This window comes from Paenibacillus sp. P3E (assembly GCF_001909045.1).
Lineage (GTDB): Bacteria > Bacillota > Bacilli > Paenibacillales > Paenibacillaceae > Paenibacillus_AQ > Paenibacillus_AQ helianthi.
In genome coordinates this window covers 1-16,932 of the sequence record NZ_LVWH01000008.1, presented here as the reverse complement: position 1 = coordinate 16,932, position 16,932 = coordinate 1, and the positions used below count along the sequence as shown (strand labels likewise).

General features: G+C 45.5%; 17 protein-coding genes and 1 pseudogene. 5 read left to right on the top strand and 13 right to left on the bottom strand.

The window, feature by feature from the left end:
- Nucleotides 1-188 precede the first annotated feature (188 nt).
- Both A3842_RS02825 and A3842_RS02820 read left to right on the top strand, forming a co-directional pair.
- A complete protein-coding gene (locus A3842_RS02825; protein WP_178382281.1) occupies nt 189-335 on the top strand; it encodes a transposase in 147 nt (48 codons plus the stop codon).
- Nucleotides 335-679, top strand: a pseudogene (locus A3842_RS02820) (tyrosine-type recombinase/integrase); the annotation flags it as partial. The gene A3842_RS02825 and the pseudogene A3842_RS02820, both read left to right, overlap by 1 nt.
- 57 nt (nt 680-736) lie before the next feature.
- Here A3842_RS02820 and glnA read toward each other — a convergent pair.
- The 11 genes from glnA to A3842_RS02770 all read right to left on the bottom strand — a co-directional run bounded on the left by glnA (nt 737) and on the right by A3842_RS02770 (nt 12,480).
- Nucleotides 737-2,065: a type I glutamate--ammonia ligase gene (glnA, locus tag A3842_RS02815; protein WP_074087142.1), complete on the bottom strand. Its 1,329-nt coding sequence runs from the start codon at nt 2,063-2,065 to the stop codon at nt 737-739.
- A gap of 30 nt (nt 2,066-2,095) precedes the next feature.
- Complete coding sequence (locus A3842_RS02810) at nt 2,096-2,506, bottom strand: MerR family transcriptional regulator (RefSeq protein WP_019910684.1); 411 nt, start codon at nt 2,504-2,506, stop codon at nt 2,096-2,098.
- A gap of 295 nt (nt 2,507-2,801) precedes the next feature.
- Complete coding sequence (locus tag A3842_RS31415) at nt 2,802-2,969, bottom strand: hypothetical protein (protein ID WP_256701457.1); 168 nt, start codon at nt 2,967-2,969, stop codon at nt 2,802-2,804.
- A 182-nt stretch (nt 2,970-3,151) separates the two neighbouring features.
- Complete coding sequence (locus A3842_RS02805; protein ID WP_074100356.1) at nt 3,152-4,405, bottom strand: methionine gamma-lyase family protein; 1,254 nt, start codon at nt 4,403-4,405, stop codon at nt 3,152-3,154.
- A gap of 121 nt (nt 4,406-4,526) precedes the next feature.
- The gene (gene hflX / locus A3842_RS02800; protein WP_074087140.1) at nt 4,527-5,816 is read right to left on the bottom strand and encodes a GTPase HflX; all 1,290 of its coding nucleotides are present in this window, start codon (nt 5,814-5,816) and stop codon (nt 4,527-4,529) included.
- A 62-nt stretch (nt 5,817-5,878) separates the two neighbouring features.
- The gene (locus A3842_RS02795) at nt 5,879-6,850 is read right to left on the bottom strand and encodes an AAA family ATPase (RefSeq protein ID WP_074087139.1); all 972 of its coding nucleotides are present in this window, start codon (nt 6,848-6,850) and stop codon (nt 5,879-5,881) included.
- A gap of 145 nt (nt 6,851-6,995) precedes the next feature.
- On the bottom strand, nt 6,996-7,655 hold the full coding sequence (locus A3842_RS02790; protein WP_074100355.1) for a YdcF family protein: 660 nt from the start codon (nt 7,653-7,655) through the stop codon (nt 6,996-6,998).
- A 2-nt stretch (nt 7,656-7,657) separates the two neighbouring features.
- Nucleotides 7,658-8,212: a ribonuclease FAU-1 family protein gene (locus A3842_RS02785; protein WP_074087136.1), complete on the bottom strand. Its 555-nt coding sequence runs from the start codon at nt 8,210-8,212 to the stop codon at nt 7,658-7,660.
- A gap of 195 nt (nt 8,213-8,407) precedes the next feature.
- Nucleotides 8,408-11,032: a transglycosylase domain-containing protein gene (locus A3842_RS02780; RefSeq protein ID WP_074100354.1), complete on the bottom strand. Its 2,625-nt coding sequence runs from the start codon at nt 11,030-11,032 to the stop codon at nt 8,408-8,410.
- Between the two features lie 139 nt (nt 11,033-11,171).
- Complete coding sequence (gene hfq, locus A3842_RS02775; RefSeq protein WP_025703341.1) at nt 11,172-11,411, bottom strand: RNA chaperone Hfq; 240 nt, start codon at nt 11,409-11,411, stop codon at nt 11,172-11,174.
- An 862-nt stretch (nt 11,412-12,273) separates the two neighbouring features.
- Complete coding sequence (locus A3842_RS02770; protein WP_083609449.1) at nt 12,274-12,480, bottom strand: hypothetical protein; 207 nt, start codon at nt 12,478-12,480, stop codon at nt 12,274-12,276.
- A gap of 454 nt (nt 12,481-12,934) precedes the next feature.
- On the opposite strand from A3842_RS02770, the gene A3842_RS32325 reads away from it, so the two are divergent.
- The 3 genes from A3842_RS32325 to A3842_RS33145 all read left to right on the top strand — a co-directional run bounded on the left by A3842_RS32325 (nt 12,935) and on the right by A3842_RS33145 (nt 15,521).
- On the top strand, nt 12,935-13,786 hold the full coding sequence (locus A3842_RS32325; protein ID WP_178382280.1) for a hypothetical protein: 852 nt from the start codon (nt 12,935-12,937) through the stop codon (nt 13,784-13,786).
- A gap of 192 nt (nt 13,787-13,978) precedes the next feature.
- Nucleotides 13,979-15,190 (top strand): Kelch repeat-containing protein, encoded by a 1,212-nt coding sequence (locus A3842_RS02755; protein WP_074100352.1) that lies wholly within the window; start codon nt 13,979-13,981, stop codon nt 15,188-15,190.
- Nucleotides 15,191-15,260: 70 nt separating this feature from the next.
- Entirely contained in the window at nt 15,261-15,521 is a 261-nt protein-coding gene (locus A3842_RS33145; protein WP_074100351.1) for an ATP-dependent DNA ligase, read from the top strand.
- A gap of 340 nt (nt 15,522-15,861) precedes the next feature.
- On the opposite strand, the gene A3842_RS02740 is transcribed toward A3842_RS33145, so the two are convergent.
- Nucleotides 15,862-16,371 (bottom strand): MepB family protein, encoded by a 510-nt coding sequence (locus tag A3842_RS02740; RefSeq protein WP_074100349.1) that lies wholly within the window; start codon nt 16,369-16,371, stop codon nt 15,862-15,864.
- 340 nt (nt 16,372-16,711) lie between these two features.
- Nucleotides 16,712-16,932 (bottom strand): hypothetical protein (locus A3842_RS32840; RefSeq protein WP_218618646.1); only part of this gene is annotated, 221 nt, incomplete at its 5' end.

Sequence of the window (16,932 nt, the reverse complement as noted above, 5' to 3'; positions counted from 1 at the left end):
TTCTTTTTCTCCCCCAGATTTATATTGTTTTATAATACGATGAATGGGAGATGATTCCTATATTAATTTTTAGCACAAATAGAGAAAAACTAAAGAAAGAGCCGCAGAAGTAATCCGGCAACTTTCTCGTAATTATTATTGCAGGCCCGTCACCTTTATATACGATCATCTTTACTTCGAGCATAGAGGTGGTAGCCCGGAAGCATGGCCTCTCTCCCAAGACCCTTGGAAACTGGGTTCGCCAATATCAGGATGAGGTGGATGACCTTATGGTAAAAAAACAAAACGAAACTAAGCAGATCCAGCAAGATGCGGCTCAATTTCAGGGCCTCTAAAATATCAGAATCAAAATAAATTGGCCTGGAAGGGCTCCTACAAGCATAATTTAAACGTGGTCCTTTGTCGGGACGACGGGAACTTCATGCCAAAGTCTTCTCTTTTCAATTCCTTTTCGCGTATTTTGAAACGCGCAGGTCTTCCGTCTATGCCGATCCACTCCTTACGGCATACCCACGCCGTACTGCTCCTGGAAGCCGATAATGATATAAAGTATGTACAAGAACGTTTGGGACACGGCAGCATGAGAATTACGGCAGATGTGTATTCTCACGTTTCCAAGAAGATTGAAGAAAGCAGTATGGAGAAGTATGAAGCCCACATAAGATCTATCCTCGAATAGCGCCCACGCCCACACAAAAAAACCCTCAACGCCAACGGCGCCAAGGGCTGCTTCATCCTAGTAAAGAGTCATGTACTGATCTCTTTCCCATTCGTGTACTTGTGTGCGGTAGATATCCCATTCGATCTCTTTCAGTTCATAGAAGTGAGCCAGTGCATGTTCACCAAGGGCTTCAGTGATAACATGGCTGCGGATCATTTCGCTTAACGCTTCCTTCAGATCGGATGGCAGACTAGGAATTCCTTCTTCAATCCGCTCTTCCTCAGACATCACATAGATGTTACGGTCGATGGGAGCAGGAAGATCGAGCTGGCGCTTAATACCGTCTAGACCTGCCTTCAACATTACAGCAAGTGCCAGGTAAGGGTTAGCTGCAGGGTCCGGGTTACGAACTTCAATACGTGTGCTGAGTCCTCTAGAAGCCGGGATACGGATCATTGGACTGCGGTTGCTTGCAGACCAAGCTACGTAGCAAGGGGCTTCATAGCCGGGCACAAGACGTTTGTAAGAATTCACTGTCGGGTTCGTGATGGCTGCAAAAGCACGGGCATGCTTCAGGATACCTGCCATGTAATAACGAGCAGTTTTGCTAAGCCCAAGAGTATCGCTCTCGTCGTAGAACATATTTTCACTGCCCTTGAACAGGGATTGGTGCGCATGCATCCCGGATCCATTCATACCAAAAAGCGGCTTGGGCATAAAAGTAGCATGCAGGCCATGTTGACGGGCAACCGTCTTCACAACGAGCTTAAAGGTTTGAATTTGGTCGGCAGCCTTGATGGCATCTGCATATTTGAAGTCAATCTCATGCTGGCCGTAAGCTACTTCATGATGGGAAGCTTCAATTTCAAAGCCCATTTCTTCCAGTGTCAATACGATTTCGCGGCGGCAGTTCTCCCCAAGATCGGTCGGCGCCAAATCAAAATATCCACCCTGGTCATTCAATTCGGTTGTCGGATTGCCCTTCTCGTCTGTTCTGAACAGGAAGAACTCCGGCTCTGGTCCTACATTCATGGCTGTAAAGCCCATTTCTTCAGCTTCCTGCAGGCAGCGTTTGAGAATTCCACGCGGGTCTCCTGCAAATGGCGTACCGTCAGGCATGTACACATCACAAATCAAACGTGCAACCCGGTTTTCTGCAAACCAAGGGAAGATCACCCATGTACTGAGGTCAGGAAAGAGGTACATGTCAGATTCTTCGATTCTTACATAACCTTCGATGGAAGAACCATCGAACATCATTTTGTTGTCCAGCGCCTTTTCCAGCTGGCTAACGGGAATTTCTACATTTTTAATCGTACCGAGCAGGTCGGTAAATTGCAGACGAATAAAACGGACATTTTCTTCCTTTGCAATACGCAGGATATCATCTTTTGAAAAGCTCACTTTACCCTCTCCCTTTCAAGTCTCTTTGTATTATTTATTAAAAAACCGGGATAGCTCACCTTGAATAAGAGATACTTGTCCCGGTCTTTTACCGGAAACCAGTTCCTGCTTCAATAAACGGTGCAGCTGTGAATCAGACAGTTCTCTACGTCTAACCTCTGTGTCAGGGGTAATGACCGTAGCTTCTTCCGATTCCTTCGATACAGGGTTCATCACCTGCTTAATGCCGGCGATATTTACCCCCTTCTCGATCAATGCTTTGATCTCTAACAGGCGTTCTACATCATTGAATGAGAACAAACGCTGATTGCCGGATGTGCGCGCGGGCACGATCAGACTGTGCTGCTCATAATAACGAATTTGTCTTGCAGATAAATCAGTCAACTTCATTACGATTCCTATAGGAAATAATGCCATATTTCTGCGGATTTCATCACCCATGACTCATCCAACCTTCCAATGATCTTTTTCTCATCTCATTGTACATTTCCTTATTTGGCGTGTCAATGGTGTGTAAGATATTCTCACAAGATTTTATGTAGCCTTAAGATTTCAAGTGAAGTGAATGTAAGCTAAAAACATAACATGACCTCCGAAGTATATCACAGAGAACAATCCACAAGCAAAAGCTGGAACTCTCCGTGACCCAAAAAAAGCCCACCAGCCGAAGCTGATGAGCAATGCTATAGAACTGCTAAGGTCAACACGCTGCAAAGTATGATTCATTAAGAATAGCCTATAACTGATCGTCTTTATGTACCGACTCATAGCGTTCCCGGATTTCACGGTTCTTTGCATAATTGTACAAGTCCAGAGCCGTAATTCCTCTACGGGCCAGCTTCACAAACAAAACAAATGCATAAATCCCCAGTCCGATACAAACCAGCCAAAACAAAAATAGCATTACGTTCAATCCTCCTGCAAAGAAGAAACCAGGTTGTTGGGTTACCATTGTTCACCTCTTCTTTCTTATGTATAAAATGAAAACCCCCACCAGGATTGAAGTAGGGATTCTTCATGTCTGCCCGAACACTGATTCAAGCATATTAGATTTGGGGGATTATGTAAATCTAAATTGTGTAATTTTTACAGTAATTTATGTTCTCTCATACTCTGCAGTGCCATCAAAACTCCGAACTTTACATGAGAATAAGTTAATCCGCCTTGCATATATCCGATATACGGAGCCCGTATGGGGGCATCTGCTGATAACTCCAAGCTGCCACCCTGTATGAAGGTACCTGCCGCCATGATCACAGGATGCTCATAACCGGGCATATCCCACGGTTCGGGAACCACATGACTGTCTACAGCCGCAGCACGCTGAATGCCCTGTACAAAGGCAATCAAATGCTCTGGTCCATCAAAAGCCACCGCCTGGATCAGATCCGTACGCGGCTCATGCCATGCCGGCTTAGTTGTAAAGCCGCAACGCTGAAACACGGCAGCTGCAAAGATACTGCCTTTGACAGCTTGACCAACGGTATGCGGGGCCATAAACAGTCCCTGGTAGAGCCCGCGTGTCGTTCCCAGCATGGCACCTACTTCCCCGCCAATCCCCGGCGCAGTTAGCCGGTATGCTGCCAATTCCACAAGATCTTGACGGCCGCAGATGTACCCGCCGGTTTCCGCGATTCCACCACCGGGATTTTTAATGAGCGAACCCGCTACGAGATCAGCCCCAACCTGAGGCGGCTCAAGCTTTTCCGTGAATTCGCCATAGCAGTTATCCACAAATACAATGACGTCAGGTTTGATTGATTTGACCCGTTCCACCATTTCGCCGATTTCAGCAACTGTGAATGAAGAACGCCAGTCATAACCGCGTGAACGCTGAATACCGATAACTTTGGTCTTTTCGTTGACAGCCAGTTTTACCTCTTCCCAATCGATCTTCCCTTCAGCCGTTAACGCCGTTTCACGATATCCAATTCCGAAATCGGCCAGCGAGCCTGTCCCGTCTCCCGGTTTGCCGACTACCTTGTGCAACGTATCATAAGGACGTCCCGTAATATACAGCAGTTCATCTCCGGGCCGCAGTACACCAAAGAGTGCGGTTGAGATTGTATGTGTACCGGAGGCGAAATGCGGGCGTACCAGCGCCGCTTCGGCCCCGAACACGTCAGCATAGACCAAATCCAGCACTTCTCTCCCGCGATCGTTATAGGCATATCCGGTAGAGCCGGCAAAATGGAAATCACTCACCTGCTGCCGCTGAAAGGCTTCGATCACCTTCCACTGATTATGATCCACAATCCGGTCAAGTACCTTCACTGCACTTTCAATTTCGAGCTCTGCGGCCTCTGCCGCCTGTATGATATCCTCTGCAAAAACTGCCATACCTTTTGTTCTCTCCTTATTTCAATCTATTACTTTGCTCATAAACAGTTTTGACCAGCAAGAAGAAACGGCTGGATATCCGCCGTTTCCGAAGTCATGCCTTGAATTCACCTAATTCCGGCTACTCCTGCTCTACGTATTCCGCAAGCTTGTAACTCCATTTTCCGTAATCCTCTTTATTGAGACGCACGTTGTACAGCACATCATTTTCTTCAAAGCTCTGCTCAAGCACCTCTCCTACACGGTAGAGCAGCGATGAGAGATCTCCTCGGTCTCCGGGGATACGGAAGGTTAGTGTATCGCCGGCAAGCTCATCGACTATAACTTCTGTGATCCGGGTCAGATCTTCCGGGTTAAAGGCGCTGATCTTCAGATAGCCAGGACCCGAAGGCAGCATCTGCAGTTGTTCAGGCTGGCAAATGTCACTTTTGTTGAAGAGTACAATTTGCGGTTTCCCGGCAGCCCCAAGGTCCTGGAGAATAGATTGCACTACATCCATCTGCTCCTGCCTCATGGGAGAAGAAGCATCCACCACATGCAGTACCAGATTGGCTTCATTGACCTCCTCTAGAGTTGCACGGAAGGAGGCTACCAAATCATGCGGCAAGTTCTGAATGAATCCTACGGTGTCAGTCAAGACGACTTCTTTGCCTGCAGGCAGCTGAAGAACACGTGAAGTAGGGTCGAGGGTAGCAAACAGCTGATTTTCAATATAGACATCCGCATCGGTAAGCTGCTTCAAGAGTGTAGACTTCCCGGCATTGGTATAACCGACCAGCGCAACCTGGACAGCGCCGCTCTTGCGGCGCCGTTCCCGGTGAAGTTCACGCGTCTTGACTACTTCGTCCAGCTGGCGTTTCAGTTCAGTGATCCGGTCACGGATATGACGGCGGTCTGTTTCCAGCTTGCTTTCGCCCGGACCTCTGGTTCCGATTCCCCCGCCAAGCCTGGACAGATTCTTACCATGGCCGGATAAACGGGGCAGCAAATAAGAGAGCTGTGCCAGCTCTACTTGAATGATGCCTTCACGTGTTTTGGCCCGGCCAGCGAAAATATCCAGGATCAACTGGGTTCGATCAATGATTTTTAGATCCAGAGCTTCCTCGAGATTACGTACTTGTGCTCCGGAAAGCTCTTGGTCAAAGATAGCCGTATTCGCCCCGAGACCATCAGCGGCCATCCGCAGCTCTTCTACCTTCCCCTTGCCGATAAACCACTTGGAATCGGGAGTCTCCTTGTTCTGGCGCAGCACGTCGAGCACCAGCACTCCGGCAGTCTCTGCCAACTGAACCAGCTCCTGAAGAGACAGCTCGGGGTCGATGCCTGTGCGCTTGATTTTGTCAGTAACCAGACTTACCAGAATAGCCCGGTCCTGTACTTCTGTTTCTGTATCGTGGGTGGTGATTGCCATGAATGTCATGCTCCTTGTCCTTGTACACATAAGTTGTGTATCATCCGTGGTGTATATTGTCCCTACAATTTGAAGTCTTCGATGCGGAGTGTCATCAGTTCCTGCTTTCCCGGGCTGTTGCTCTCATATTGATTCAGGAGCCGAACCGCTTGGGCACGTACAGCCTTTTCAATAGAGTTGCGGACATACCGCGCATTGCTGAAGGCATGGAGACTCTCCGTCTTCTCCAGCAGCAGATGCTGCTTTAGTTTGAGTATGGCCTGAGGCATCAGAATATAATCGCGCTCTTTGGACATCAGTTCAGCAATCTGCAGCAATTGGTCTATAGTGTAGTCCGGAAATTCCACCTGAATAGGAAATCTGGAGGGCAGACCGGGATTACTCATTAGGAAATAATCGATCTCGCTGGAATAACCGGCTAGAATCAGCACAAATTGACTGCGGTGATCCTCCATGGATTTAACCAGAGTGTCAATCGCTTCTTTGCCAAAATCCTTATCTCCGCCACGGGCTAGACTGTAAGCTTCATCAATAAAAAGTATGCCTCCGAGCGCCTTTTTCACCAGGTCTCTTGTCTTCTGGGCTGTGTGTCCGATATATTCGCCTACAAGATCCGCTCTCTCTACTTCAATCAGATGGCCTTTGCTCAGAACGCCCATCCGCTGAAACAGCTTGGCGACAATCCTGGCTACTGTAGTCTTTCCGGTTCCAGGATTACCTTTGAAGACCATATGATAGGCCTGACTCCCGCTGGCAAGTCCCGCATCACTGCGCATCCGCGCAATCTGAAGCAGTGCATATATCTCGAACACCAGTTCCTTGATATTATCCAGGCCTACGAGTGCGTCCAGCTCCCGGCTGAGCTCCTGAAACAATTCGCTGTGTCCATTATTTTTGGGGACCGCAGCCTGAGCGATACTGTCTGCAGCAGCGTGGGCCACTGCTGGCGTCTCCTGATTCCGCAGCACAATATTAATTTGACGTGACGGTCTGCCTTCCTCCCGTCCATTTGCCGCCGCTACGCGTCCGTTCACCTAGTTCACCTCATTATCCAGGGCTGACTTTTTCTATATCCTTTATCAAGTCTATTCCGGTTCACGAGGTCTTATTAGCAGTTTCAGGAACTTAAGGACAAATTAACTGATCAGATAACGGCAGTCTGGCATGGGGATTGCTTTTTCACAGAAAAAGTTGCTGCATCTTCCATTTCGTATAAGCCAGAATCTCACGGGTTTTGTATTTGAACATCGACATGACCTTGGAATCGGTCAATCCCAGTTCAGGACGGGAATAATTCAGCTCTTTGGCAATTTCAAATGCGCGCTGGCCATGAAATGTATGCGTAATAATAATAGCTGTCTTTAATCCTTCTGATTGCATAACCCTTTGACTGAACTGGAGATTCTCATAAGTGCTGGTAGACTTGTTTTCCAAAAGGATAGCCCTCTCAGGCACACCCTTCCCTACCAGGTAGTTCTTCATTCCTTCGGCCTCAGTATATTTATAGTCAGCCTTATCCAGACCACCGGACACGATAAAACGGGTGAACTTGCCTTCCCGGTAGAGTCCAAGCCCATAGTCAAGCCGTTCCTTTAGTCCTGGACTAGGTTCATCTCCCCACATGGCCATACCTAGAATAATGCCAGCATCTGCTTTCTGCATCGGATTCGTCGTGACGCCACTGTTGATTCTGCCTAGGACCGACGCACACCATAGAAGTCCAGCAACGGCACAAATGACCAGAAGAATGAACAGATTTCGTTTCAGCCGAAAACGTTGTCCTTTGCGGGATACCTTGCGTATCGGGGAAGAGCCTCTTTGATAGACATACCAATCCATTGTTATTTCCTCCTGAATTCTCCGTGATGGAACAATTCGGCACGATGCTTCAAGGAGAGGGAAAAATAGGGAAAAGCATGAGCATCTATGCTGCGAAGAATATTGTTTGCTGTAGCCCAGGCTAAATTATAGTCGCTGTCTGTAATGTCCTCCCGTTCCAGCGCCTCCTCCAGCTCGTCTTCATCGAGCAGAAACACCTCTCCGTTCCACAGCACCACTACATCCAGATAAAGATCATCGAACCACGGCACCCCCTGGTCGGTGACTCCTTGTACTTTGCAGGTATCAATATACCACTGTACGATGTTTTGCCGTTCGTCGAACATAGCCGTCACAATATAATGGCTGTCTTTTGGAAAATACTGCAGCCATGAGTACCCTTTGTCTGCTATACGGTATGTATGCTTGCCGTAGCTCTTCCATAGCGGTTCCTTCAACCCATAAATCGTATATAGTGTGATGTATCCGCTGAATTCCCGGCTCTCTACATAGCGGCAGGCAAAATGGCGGCGCGTAATCCGGCGCCAGTTGGCCCGGTCTCCGAATTTACGTTTCATATGAATGACCCTCTCAAGAAATGGTGTATTCAGCTTAACACATTTGCAAGATACACTCAAAACATCCCTTGAAATTCCGGTAGCCGTTATTGATCAAAAACAAGACAAAAACCCCGTCAGCCGGAATCTCTGCTTCATAGGCGAGATTCTCAGCTGCCGGGGCAGTTGGATCATACATTATAGAATTAGCAAAATCTACTGCGGAACACTACCCTCATTCGCTAATCCTGCAGCCGGGTCGGTGGTAGGAACCGCACCACCCTCTGTACCGGCATTGCCGCCTGCTCCAGTGGTTACAGCAGGATCGGTAGGAGCTGTAGTAACTGGTGGCGGAGTGGACGTGGCTTGGGGAGAATCGGATGGTGCACCTCCGCCGTTGCCATTTCCGTTACCGGGATTTTCTCCGTTTCCTGCACCATTCCCATTACCGTTCCCGTTGTTTCCATTAGGATTGCCATTGTCTTGGCCATTGCCGTTATTACCGCCATTGCCCGTCTCATCTGTTGGAAGGTTCGGATCTATCGTCGCTTCCGGCTCCTGTGTCGGCGGCTCATCCTGAACCTCAACAGTGACGGTAGCAGAAGGCTCGCTCTCCACATCCAGTTCCGGATAATAAGCCGTGACGTAATATTCGTAGGTCAATCCAGGCATCGCACTGATATCTCCGACACTGGACGAGACCGTATTCAGCAGCGGGCTGAACTCTGCTTCCGACGTCTCACGGCGGTAAATCCGGTATTCCACACCTTTTACCGGTGCAGGCTCCCAGCTAAGGTTGACCGTCATCGTAGAAGCGTCATAAGCTGCCTTCAGACCGCCTACAGGCTGCGCCGTTTCCGGTGTTGCCGTTGGTTCAGGGTCACTCACGCCTTCAGGTTTCGGGAACGACTTATTAGGTACGCCCTTCAGTGCTTCCTCCATCACTTTGCCCCAGAATGCAGCAGCTAGCGGACTGCTGTTCTTCAACAGATGGGTTTTGCTTGGTTTGTCATAGCCCATCCAAACTGCAGCGGTCCATTCCGGAGTATATCCGACAAACCATACATCTCTGTTCGAGCTGATACCCTCGTATCCGCTTTGTGTTGTACCGGTTTTACCAGCTACAGGACGGTTGATTCTGGCTTTTTTCCCCGTCCCGTCTTCTACAACCTTCTGCATCATTTCAGTCATCTGGTAGGCCGTATCCTCACTCATCACCCGTTCAGGCTTGGTATTGGCCTTATAGACGGTGTCTCCATCGCTATTCGTAATCGATTTAATCGAATATGCCTCACGCAGATCACCGCCATTGGCAAAGGCACTGTAGGCCTGAGCCATTTCCATGGTGTTCGTGCCCTCGCTCATCCCGCCTAGAGCCAAGGAAAGGTTTTTGTCCTCATCCTTTAGGTTAATCCCGAGCTTTTTGGCAAATTGGAACCCTGTATTCACACCGATTTCGTTCAACAGCCATACCGCCGGGATATTCTCCGACTTCGTCAGGGCTTCTGTCATGCTGATCGTCTTTGAATAACCGTGCAGGTTATTCGGACAATAGGTGCCAAAGCACTGCTTCTCGTTGCTGAGCATGGAATCATTCGTGAACTTCCCGGATTCCAGCGCAGGTGCGTAGGATACCAGCGGCTTGAAGGATGAACCCGGTGAGCGGCGGCTGCCGTCCACCCGGCTATAGCCTTTTTTCTCATAATTCCGTCCGCCAAGAAGCGCCACAATGCTGCCATTCTCCTGGTTGATGATTGTCATCGAGCCCTGTACCAGTTGATCGTCGACGCTCTTTTCAAAATTATCGCTGTCGGCAAAAGCATTTTCTACCGTCTCCTGGGCATGTTTGTCCATGGTCGTGTAGATTTTGTAACCGCCGATATTCAAATCATCTTCAGTCAATCCGAATTTTTCTTCCGCTTCATCAACAGCATAATCAATAAAGGCCTGGTACCGTTGTTTGCTTTCCGGCGGTTTATAGTTGTAATCCACCACTTTCGCCTCGTCCATCTGCTCCTTCGTGATATAGCCCTGCTCATACATCAGCTGGAGTACTACACCACGACGTTCTTTCGAGAGCTCTGGATTACGCAGCGGGTTATAGCGGGAAGGCCCCTTCGGCATCGCGGCAAGGGTGGCGATCTGCCAAACGTCGAGTTTGTTGAGATCACTTTGACCAAAATAACGGATAGATGCCGCTTTGATCCCGTAAATCGTGCCGCCAAAGTTGATGCGGTTCAAATACATCGTAATAATTTCATCTTTGGTTTTTTCGTTCTCCAGAGCCACGGCAATGGAAACCTCAGTCGCTTTCCGGAAAAACGTCTTGTCCCGTGTCAGGAAGATGTTCTTCGCCAGTTGTTGGGTGATCGTGCTCCCGCCTTCGACCATACTGCGGGCCGCTATATCCTTGACAGCTGCTCGGCCGATCGACCAGAGATCGACGCCGCTGTGTTCAAAAAAACGCTTATCCTCCGTGGCCACAAACGCATCGATCAGTAACTTCGGAATATCCTCATGCTCCACGGGTTCACTCTTCTCCAGTGCCAGCTCGCCGATCAAATTTGCGTTGCGGTCATAAATCTTTGTAGTCTCATGAATCGATAATTTGTCCTGGTTTTCACTCAGGAGCTTCTGCCCGTTCAACATAATGAACAGGTAACCGCCCAACGCACAAAAAATCGCCAACGCCGTGGCAAAGAACAACGTCCATAGCACACACTTCTTGGTTAAAAACTTTTTCTTTTTCTTAGGTTTACCTTTAGAATTTGAATTTGAGTTCGATGACTGGCTTCCTCTGTCTCTATTGCGGTTCGTCCTGGATATCTCGTCTCTGGACATGCTGCCTCCTGACTCCCTCTCGGAACTTTCCTGTAATGAAGTGCACGAATGAAAAGAACAACCTTCACAGGTTGCTCTCTCGCACTCTCTATTCAAACGATTTATAAACAAAAAGGTTTCGCTTTAAGACTGTAAAATCTTATTCTTCGCTTCCATTGTCCTGCATAAGTGATACGCTGCGCTGTGGTGTAAAGGTGGAAATCGCATGCTTGTACACCATCTGCTGGCGGCCGTCACTGTCGATGACAATTGTGAAGTTGTCGAAGGCTTTGATGATTCCCCGGATTTGAAAGCCGTTGGTCAAATATACTGTAGCAGGGATATTCTCTTTACGCAGTTGGTTCAAGAACGTATCTTGGATGTTAATGGACTTGTTCATATGACGTACCCCCAATGGTTCAATTAGATTGTTCAGAAGTATATTCAAGACCTTAGAGAAACTTTCCTGCTATTATAGCACGGATTTAGCCATTACATCAATGAAGTAAAATCGTGGCTAATCTCCACCTTATTATGTCCTAACGTTGATGTTTTTGGCCTTTTCTATAACAACCTCTTTAAGCTATTTTAAGCACAAATGTGATTTTTACGTGATTTCCCACGGCTCCTTCTCTATCTGATTATAGGTGGAATCTAAATCTCTTCTATATAGTTCTCTCAACTATATGTTAAATCTAAGGCACCCTTCCCGTCAATCTCATTGCTTCCAGCAGGGAACACTGGAGAAGGCCTCGCAATAAATAACAAGGGACTACTCAATTGAATTAATCTTTTAGCATACCTCCAAGATCGGCAGTATACTGAGTTAGCCTTAAGCTAATTTCGGTACGCATCACATCACATCACGTGTCATGCCAAACCGTTCCTGATTTCCACGGCAAAATATTTTATGATAAACCAGGAATTCCTCTTGTTCATCCGCCAAATACCCTGATATTCCGTTGCTTTAGCCTTTTTCATATTGATATGTATCTTGCATTATCCGGGGCTGGATGGCTTGACCTGCCATATAGGCCCGTTTAAGGATGTTGCTGGAGTGCTCAATCTCCTTTAGGCTCTTGCCAACCATTGTATCTATGTAAGGAGCAAAATGAGGCCGCATACCATTGACCACTCTTCAATTGTTAATAATTTATTTACAGTGTGGCGCTGCTTCTACGTCGTACTGCTCAACAGCTGGGTCATAATCATTTTGGTTTTCACCGCTCATTCCCCTCCAGTTAGGTCACTGTGACCCCTCCTTAATGGTATAGCCAATAATCAATGTTATTCCCCTCTCTGCCGTTTTGAACGCCCCGTTCCAGCGAGGTATCATACGGCACGTTACGTTCCCAGCCTTCAAGGATGACTGCCGTCTGGATAGGATTGGATACGCTCCATTGTATGTAATTTTCGACGGCCAGGACTTTAAATGCCTTGATAATCCCCGCAGGCCGTCGCCCGCTCAATCGCCCCAGCTCCTTAATGTTGGGCATCCGTCTGAAATGATAACGGAACTGTGATATGATCCGCAGCAGCTTACGCGGGGTACATCAAGCATGCCGCCGGTCCTGCACCAATTGCCAAGACAAGATGTTAGCTGCAAGAAATATACGGGGTGTTCCAGTAGTCAGGCAGGTTGCCCGGATACGTCCGTCACGGATGCCGCTCACTTCGATTTTCCGCTACGTAATCTTCCTCGCTTTGTCCAGATATATAATTTCGATGGTTTGGCCGATGCTCATTTTCATGATTAATCGCCTCCGATAAAATAGAAACGTTTGTTTATTCATTGACTAGGATAAAAAAGAAAACATTTGACTTCGTCGCTCACTTTATTGCAGATATAGACATAAATGTTTAGACATGATTATCCCTATCGATTACTCTTATCTCATCTTATTACAAAGGTGGAATATTCAAGTGCCCAAAAAGTTCAAATTAATTCTTTCCTCAATTGTTATGTTTCTACTGATTACCTTGGTACCATCTTATTCGCCCGCATTTGCTTATACAGGTGGTTTGTTGAGTGGTAAAACCATGTATATTACAACCTCAAATACTCTTACCGGCGGTACTGCTACTAATCTTTTGACGGATGGTGATTTATCAACATATATAGACATTTCGGCTGGGACATATGTTTACTTTACTTTTCCAACGGATAAAAATATTACTCATTTCCAGTTGAAAACTAGTGAAGGCACATATTTATATCTTAATTATAAAAAAAATACAAGTACTATTAACGGTATATTAGGTTCTGCAGTTGGTGGTGATATGCCAAAAACCGCTCTATCTTTGCCAGATGCTAGGACAATTTATCTTATCTCTAATTTAGGTACTTATAGAATTTATGAATTAGAAGTATTCACTGATGATCCTGTTACTCCTACAGCTACGCCAACGCCAACACCAACAGCTACACCAACACCAAGCGCTACACCGGTACCAACTCCAACACCGTCAGCGACAACAACGCCATCAGCAACACCGACTCCAAAGCCAACGGTAACACCTGAACAACCAGATGGTGACCGAGCTATTCTTACGATTACAATGATTAACGGCACAGAAAAGCAGTACGATCTCCCCATCGCTGAAGTTAATTCATTTCTAACTTGGTTTGATGCTCGAGATGCAGGCAGAGGTCCTGGCATGTATGCAATTGACAAGCACACAAACAATAAAGGCCCCTTTAAAAAACGTAAAGATTATGTTGTCTTTGATAAAATCCTTACCTATGAAGTAAGTGAGTACACAGCAACAGAATAAACAAAAACGAGCCCCGTCGACCACTTATGGTTGACAGGGCTTTTGTTTCAACTAGAATCAAACAATTGGCATAAAAAAAAGAAAATAACATCCTTCACTCACTTTATTACATATATAGACATATATGTTTAGACAATCCTTGTTATGTTTTGTAAAGTCAATAGCGACAATACATAATGAGGAGTGTACCAAATGAAATACTTAAAATCTGTTTTATTAATTGTTTTACTCGCCCTAGTTTTTGATCCAAGATACGTCCTTGCAGATGAAGCGCAATGGGTAACAAAAAAACCGTTATCTGAAGATAGTACAAACTTGGGTGTCATCACAGTTAATGGAGAAATGTATCGCATAGGCGGTCTTTCGTCGTCGTTAGGTTCCACTTCAGACAAAGTATATAAATACGATCCTAAAAATGATACTTGGATTCCAAAAGCAAGCATGCACGTCAAAAGAGAGCACTTTGCGCTAGCAGAGTCAAACGGCAAGATTTATGTTTTTGGTGGATTTCAAAGCTTAGGCAACAATATCCCCTATACTTTTCTTAATTCTGTTGAAGAATATGACCCTACCAATGATGTATGGACTGTAAAGGCTGAGATGCCTACAGCCAGAATGGCTATGGGAGCTGCAACTGTTAAAGGCAGAATATATGTGGTTGGTGGGATGACAGGTAGTAACGGTGTTACAACGTCGGTAGTGGAAGAATACAATCCAGCAACTAATTTGTGGACTAAGAAGACAAATATACCTACAGCTAGAAGTCAATATGGCATAGGTATTTTTAATGATAAGATTTATATTGTTGGTGGGTTTACTCCCCAATCAAAAGAAACCAATATAATAGAAGTATACGAACCAGGTTCAGACACTTGGACGACTAGTTCTGCAGTTTCACCTTCATTAAATATAGGGAATTATGGATCAATAACGTATAAAGGTAACTTTTATTTTATTGGTTATTTTGGATCGTTTATATTTTCTCCTTCTACAGAAACATGGACCAGTATGCCCGCCTTACCTAATCCAAGGGAAGGCTTGGGCCTCGGAATATTAAATGGAAGACTGTATTCAATAGGAGGTAGAGTAGCACAAACGCCTGATGTCTATGAGTATATACTTGAAAAGGGAAACACCGACCCTGATCCAGGACCAGAACCTACTGGGAGTCGCGCTATTCTCACCATCACTTTAACAACTGGTATCGAGAAAGAATATGACCTCTCAATAGAAGAGGTGAACGCATTCTTGAAATGGTATGATGCTAAAGATGCCGGAACAGGTCCTGCCAAGTTCGCAATTGACAAACATAGCAACAACAAAGGTCCATTTGCTAAACGTACCGAATACGTGATCTTCGATAAAATCCTCACCTTTGAAGTAAGTGAATATACAGCAAAATAAATCTATTCCAACACTTACCTCCTCTATCCTTTATAGCCAAACGCTATAATTGGATAGAGGAGGTTTTTTTATGTTTATATCCCCTATGTTATTACAAACCGCTGCTGGTCCATTCAGCAACAGTAATTATATATTTGAACCAAAGATAGACGGCCATCGGCTAATCTACTCGCAGCAGGACGGCAAGGTACGGCTTTATACCCGCCACAATCACGAATGCACTCGGCAGTACCCCGAACTACAGATTCCCCTTTCTGACGATGTGATCCTGGACGGTGAGGTCGCCTGCGTAGATCCAGCCACGGTGTATCAGATTCCGAGGCTGTCATGAGACGTTTTCAGACCCGACGGGAAGACAAGATAATAAAGCTCACAACCACCCTGCCGGCCTATTACGGTATCTTTGATATCTTGATGTATAAAGGTCAGGATCTCACTTGATTGCCGCTGCTACGCCGCAAGGAGATACTGGCAGGATTATCCTTACCATCTGAAAGCTACGGCATTGTGACGTATATAAACGGTGCAGGCGAGGCTCTATTCGAACAGATTGTAGAACGAGGGATGTATAATCAAACGGATTCTTTTCTTGTTAACAGGCGTGAAGTTTTTATAATGTTTGATTATTTTCTGGGTATGATTTTCAACAATCGCGTCCGAATTGCGGAGGATTAAAGAGTATACAGTTTTATTACTTTTTCTAAGGGGATTTGATTCGGAATACACATATCAACAAAGTAGGGTAACTGCCATTTTTGAGTTTTTATCGCTTGTTTACTACTCGGACTATCCCAGCTAGGATAAACTCTTATTGCCATTTTGCCCCTTGTTGAAGTAGACCTAAGAATGTTCTGTTTTAAAAGAATTTCTTTTGGAAAAATAAATTGCCCAAACTCATTTTCATTTTTAAAGCTAGTTATCACTAATAAATCAGGGGCTTCCTCATATAAGTAAGGTTGATTTTGATTATTTTCGTCCTTTTCCCAAAATGCAACAAACTGCCCTACTTTGGTAGGGGTAATATTCGAAACTCTGAATCGAACTGTTTTAGAAGATAATTGAAATGTACCAGCACCATACTTAGAATTTTGCTTTTCTTCTTGAACTGACTTTACAGTTAAGTGATTCGACTCATAAATCTTTTTATTCACATAAGTTAATGCTGTATAAAAATTATTCATTTCTTCACTCCTAAATTTCACATAAATTATCGAACTTTAATCCAAAGCCACATTACCGATTATCCTGGTTTATCTTCCACTCGTCTATATCGTTCGGATCAACGTCAGAGATCCTACATATTACGAGACTAAGGGATTTTTGGTGTTTTTTTCCAGTTATCTATTTTGATAAGAGCCCCGGCTAAGGTACGAATGAGGAATTGGACCAAATCTGGCATTGTCTTTAAAGTTCTTGCTAAAAGTTCAGATGACGTTGTTGTGGTAGCAACTAAGAAAAACGTCACAACTACTCTCAAAAATCATGCAATAAAGCAAGCGGTTTAAACAAAATTTTGGAATTTTATCTGTAAGTAAAAGATGAAGGTTTCCAACGACCGGCTTTAACTCTATTTGGCATAGTATTATCATTGTCAATATATGTGGTTATTACGATATTATCAACTATTGATAAAATAACGGTGAATTTGCTAGCAGGATCATACATTATTCTTGATGTTCCCACAACATCTTCAAATTTTAATACTTTAAACATCCCTGCTGAAATTTCGGATAATATATTGT

Excerpts from the sequence above, each read along its gene's own strand:
- A3842_RS02810 (WP_019910684.1), bottom strand. The coding sequence starts at position 2,506 with ATGGGTGATGAAATCCGCAGAAATATGGCATTATTTCCTATAGGAATC.
- A3842_RS31415 (WP_256701457.1), bottom strand. The coding sequence starts at position 2,969 with ATGCTATTTTTGTTTTGGCTGGTTTGTATCGGACTGGGGATTTATGCA.
- A3842_RS02805 (WP_074100356.1), bottom strand. The coding sequence starts at position 4,405 with ATGGCAGTTTTTGCAGAGGATATCATACAGGCGGCAGAGGCCGCAGAG.
- hflX (WP_074087140.1), bottom strand. The coding sequence starts at position 5,816 with ATGGCAATCACCACCCACGATACAGAAACAGAAGTACAGGACCGGGCT.
- A3842_RS02790 (WP_074100355.1), bottom strand. The coding sequence starts at position 7,655 with ATGGATTGGTATGTCTATCAAAGAGGCTCTTCCCCGATACGCAAGGTA.
- A3842_RS02785 (WP_074087136.1), bottom strand. The coding sequence starts at position 8,212 with ATGAAACGTAAATTCGGAGACCGGGCCAACTGGCGCCGGATTACGCGC.
- A3842_RS02780 (WP_074100354.1), bottom strand. The coding sequence starts at position 11,032 with ATGTCCAGAGACGAGATATCCAGGACGAACCGCAATAGAGACAGAGGA.
- hfq (WP_025703341.1), bottom strand. The coding sequence starts at position 11,411 with ATGAACAAGTCCATTAACATCCAAGATACGTTCTTGAACCAACTGCGT.
- A3842_RS02755 (WP_074100352.1), top strand. The coding sequence starts at position 13,979 with ATGAAATACTTAAAATCTGTTTTATTAATTGTTTTACTCGCCCTAGTT.
- A3842_RS33145 (WP_074100351.1), top strand. The coding sequence starts at position 15,261 with ATGTTTATATCCCCTATGTTATTACAAACCGCTGCTGGTCCATTCAGC.
- A3842_RS02740 (WP_074100349.1), bottom strand. The coding sequence starts at position 16,371 with ATGAATAATTTTTATACAGCATTAACTTATGTGAATAAAAAGATTTAT.